The 3,019-nt window shown below is 74.1% G+C and carries 2 protein-coding genes; one reads left to right on the top strand and one right to left on the bottom strand.

The window, feature by feature from the left end:
• Window positions 1-28 precede the first annotated feature (28 nt).
• Window positions 29-1,747, top strand: coding sequence for a bifunctional 3'-5' exonuclease/DNA polymerase (locus HYE82_RS35530; protein ID WP_179178354.1), 1,719 nt, complete (start codon window positions 29-31; stop codon window positions 1,745-1,747).
• A 72-nt stretch (window positions 1,748-1,819) separates the two neighbouring features.
• Here HYE82_RS35530 and HYE82_RS35535 read toward each other — a convergent pair whose 3' ends face one another.
• The gene (locus tag HYE82_RS35535) at window positions 1,820-3,013 is read right to left on the bottom strand and encodes a serine hydrolase (RefSeq protein WP_179178355.1); all 1,194 of its coding nucleotides are present in this window, start codon (window positions 3,011-3,013) and stop codon (window positions 1,820-1,822) included.
• Window positions 3,014-3,019: the final 6 nt, after the last annotated feature.

A 3,019-nucleotide genomic window follows, 5' to 3' on the forward strand; every position in this document is an offset into this window, starting at 1 on the left:
GTCAGACCCCGGTGGGACACTCGGACGCATGAGCGACCGCCCCCCACGGTGGGCCCTGGCCGAAGACGCCGAGGGCCGGTGGCACGCCGCACCCCTCACCCCCTCGGCCGGGCCCCGGATCACGGTCGCCGACCCCGCCGACGCCGTCCGGGCGGCGCCCGCCACCACCCGCTGGATCTGGCGGTCCACCCCGGCCGTCTACCCCCGCCTGCTCGCCTCCGGCATCCGCGTCGACCGCTGCTACGACGTCGAGGACGCCGAGCTGCTCCTCCTCGGCCACGAGGGCCGCTCCGGCGAGCCCCGTTCCGCGGCCGCCGCCTGGGCCCGGCTCACGGGCGCGCCGGTCCCGCCCGACCCCCCGGCGCGGGCCGCCGCGCCGGGCGCGCAGGACTCCCTGTTCGAGCCGCGGCCCGATCCGCTGCCCCTCGACGCGCTGATCGCCGTCTACGAGGACCAGGAAAGGCGGCAGGCGGCCACCGCCCACCCCGACCGCATGCGGTTGCTGGCGGCCGCGGAGTCGGCGGCGTTCCTGATCGCCGCCGAGATGCACCGCGCCGGGATGCCCTGGCGGGCCGACGTGCACCGGGCCCTGCTCACCGAGCTCCTCGGCGAGCGCTACGCGGGCGGCGGCGAGCCCCGCCGCCTCGCCGAGCTGGCCGACGAGGTCTCGGCCGCGTTCGGCCGCCGTGTGCGCCCGGAGCTGCCCGCCGACGTGGTCAGGGCGTTCGCCGCGGCCGGGATCCGGCTCACGTCGACCCGCCGGTGGGAGATCGAGGGTCTCGACCATCCTGCCGTCGCGCCCCTCCTCGCGTACAAGAAGCTGTACCGGATCTACACCGCGCACGGCTGGGGCTGGCTCCAGGACTGGGTCCGCGACGGCCGCTTCCGCCCCGAGTTCGTCCCCGGCGGCACGCTGACGGGCCGCTGGGTCACGAACGGCGGCGGCGCCCTGCAGATCCCCAAGGTGATCCGGCGGGCGGTGATCGCCGATCCCGGCTGGCGGCTGGTGGTCGCCGACGCCGACCAGATGGAGCCGCGCGTCCTGGCCGCCATCTCCCGCGATCCGGCGTTCATGGAGGTGGCGGGCCGCGGGGAGGACCTGTACACGGCGATCTCCCGGCAGGGCTTCTCCGGCGACCGCGACCAGGCCAAGCTGGCGGTCCTCGGCGCGGTGTACGGGCAGACCTCCGGCGACGGCCTGAAGAACCTGGCCGCGCTGCGCCGCCGCTTCCCGCAGGCCGTGGCGTACGTGGACGACGCGGCGAAGGCGGGCGAGGAGGGCCGCCTCGTCCGGACGTGGCTGGGCCGCACCTGCCCTCCCCCCGCCCGCCGCAGCGATGCCGAGGACGCGGACGGCGGCGAGGCGGAGCCCGCCGGCGAGCCCGGGGAGGCGGGCCTCCCGCAGAACCGCCGGGAGGACGCCTGGACCCCGGGGTACGCCTCCACCGACTCCCGGGCCCGCGGCCGCTTCACCCGCAATTTCGTCGTGCAGGGCAGCGCCGCCGACTGGGCGCTGCTGCTCCTGGCGGCGCTGCGGCAGTCCATCGCGGCCGCCAGGATGCGGGCCGAGCTCGTGTTCTTCCAGCACGACGAGGTGATAGTGCACTGCCCGGCCGAGGAGGCGGAGGCCGTCGCCGAGGCGATCCGCGCCGCCGGGGACCGGGCCGGGCGGATCGCGTTCGGCGACACCCCGGTCCGGTTCCCGTTCACGACGGCGATCGTGGAGTGCTACGCCGACGCCAAGTGACCGACCCCGGCGCGGCGCCGTCTCACCACCTTGACGCGACGAGGGGCACAGGAATGGTTCACCTCGGTTGTTTCACCGCGGTGGGGGCGTTCCCGCTCCTCCCTGCGCCGGCAGGTCGAAGACGTGCTGAGGGGTCACGATCTCCGTGATGGCCCTGCCGAAGAGGGTGCTGGGCTCCTCGCCCTCGGCCGCGGTGTCGGTGTTGAGCAGCACGACCAGGGTGGCCTGCGCCTCCGGCAGGAAGACGGTCAGCGACTCGTAGCCGGGCAGCGAGCCGTTGTGGCCGATCCAGCCCTGCACGTTGAAGATGCCCAGCCCGTAGCCGGTCCCGGGCAGCGCGTCCACGACCTTGAGCCGCTCGGCCTGGGTCTTGGGCTCCAGCAGCGTGCCCGTGGCCAGGATCCGGGCCCACTTGCGCAGGTCGGCGAGGTCGGAGACCATCGCGCCGGCCGCCCACGCCCAGGACGGGTTCCAGTCCGTGGCGTCCTGCACCCGCCCGTCGGCGGTCTGGTCGGTGTAGCCCTGCGCGTGCGGCGTCGGGAACTCGGCGCCGACGGGGAAGACGGTGTGCGGCAGCCCGGCGGGGGTGGTGACGTACTTGTCGATGTAGTCGTTGATCTTCATCCCGCTGACCTTCTCGATGACCAGGCCCAGCAGGATCAGGTTGGTGTTGCTGTAGTAGAACCTGGCGTCCGGCTCGAACATCACCGGGTGCTTGAAGGAGTACGCGAGCAGCTCCTGCGGGGTGAACGGCTTGCGTGGATTGCTCGTCAGCGCCTTGAAGAAGTCCGGGTCCTCGGAGTAGTTGTACAGACCGCTGCGCATCCCGGCCAGCTCGCGCAGGGTGATCTCGTCGCCGTTCGGCACCCCGTCGACGTACTGCCCGATCGGGTCGTCCAGGCCGACCTTGCCCTGGTCGACCAGCTCCAGCAGGGCGGTGACGGTGAACGTCTTGGTCTCGCTGCCGATCCGCATGTACAGGTCGGTGGTCATGGGCCGGCCGGTCGACTTGTCGGCGACGCCGAAGCTGCGGACGTACTCGCCCTTCCCGGGCGCGGACAGGGCCACCATGACGCCGGGCACCTCGGCCTCGGCGAGCACCTTCCGCACGGCCCGGTCCAGTTGCCGCGCCACCGCCGGGGTGAGCTGCGGGAACTCCTCCTGCCGGGTGGGGGGCGCCGACACCGCCGCGGTGCGTGCCGTCCGCGTGTCCGTGTCCTGTGCGTACCCGGTCCCCGTTCCGAGTGGCGCCGCCAGCAGCCCCACCGCGGC

The sequence above is a fragment of the Streptomyces sp. BR123 genome (assembly GCF_013401435.1).
GTDB lineage: Bacteria > Actinomycetota > Actinomycetes > Streptomycetales > Streptomycetaceae > Streptomyces.

What these genes read in the sequence shown, in the direction of transcription:
- HYE82_RS35530 (WP_179178354.1), top strand. Translation starts at nt 29, where the DNA reads ATGAGCGACCGCCCCCCACGGTGGGCCCTGGCCGAAGACGCCGAGGGC.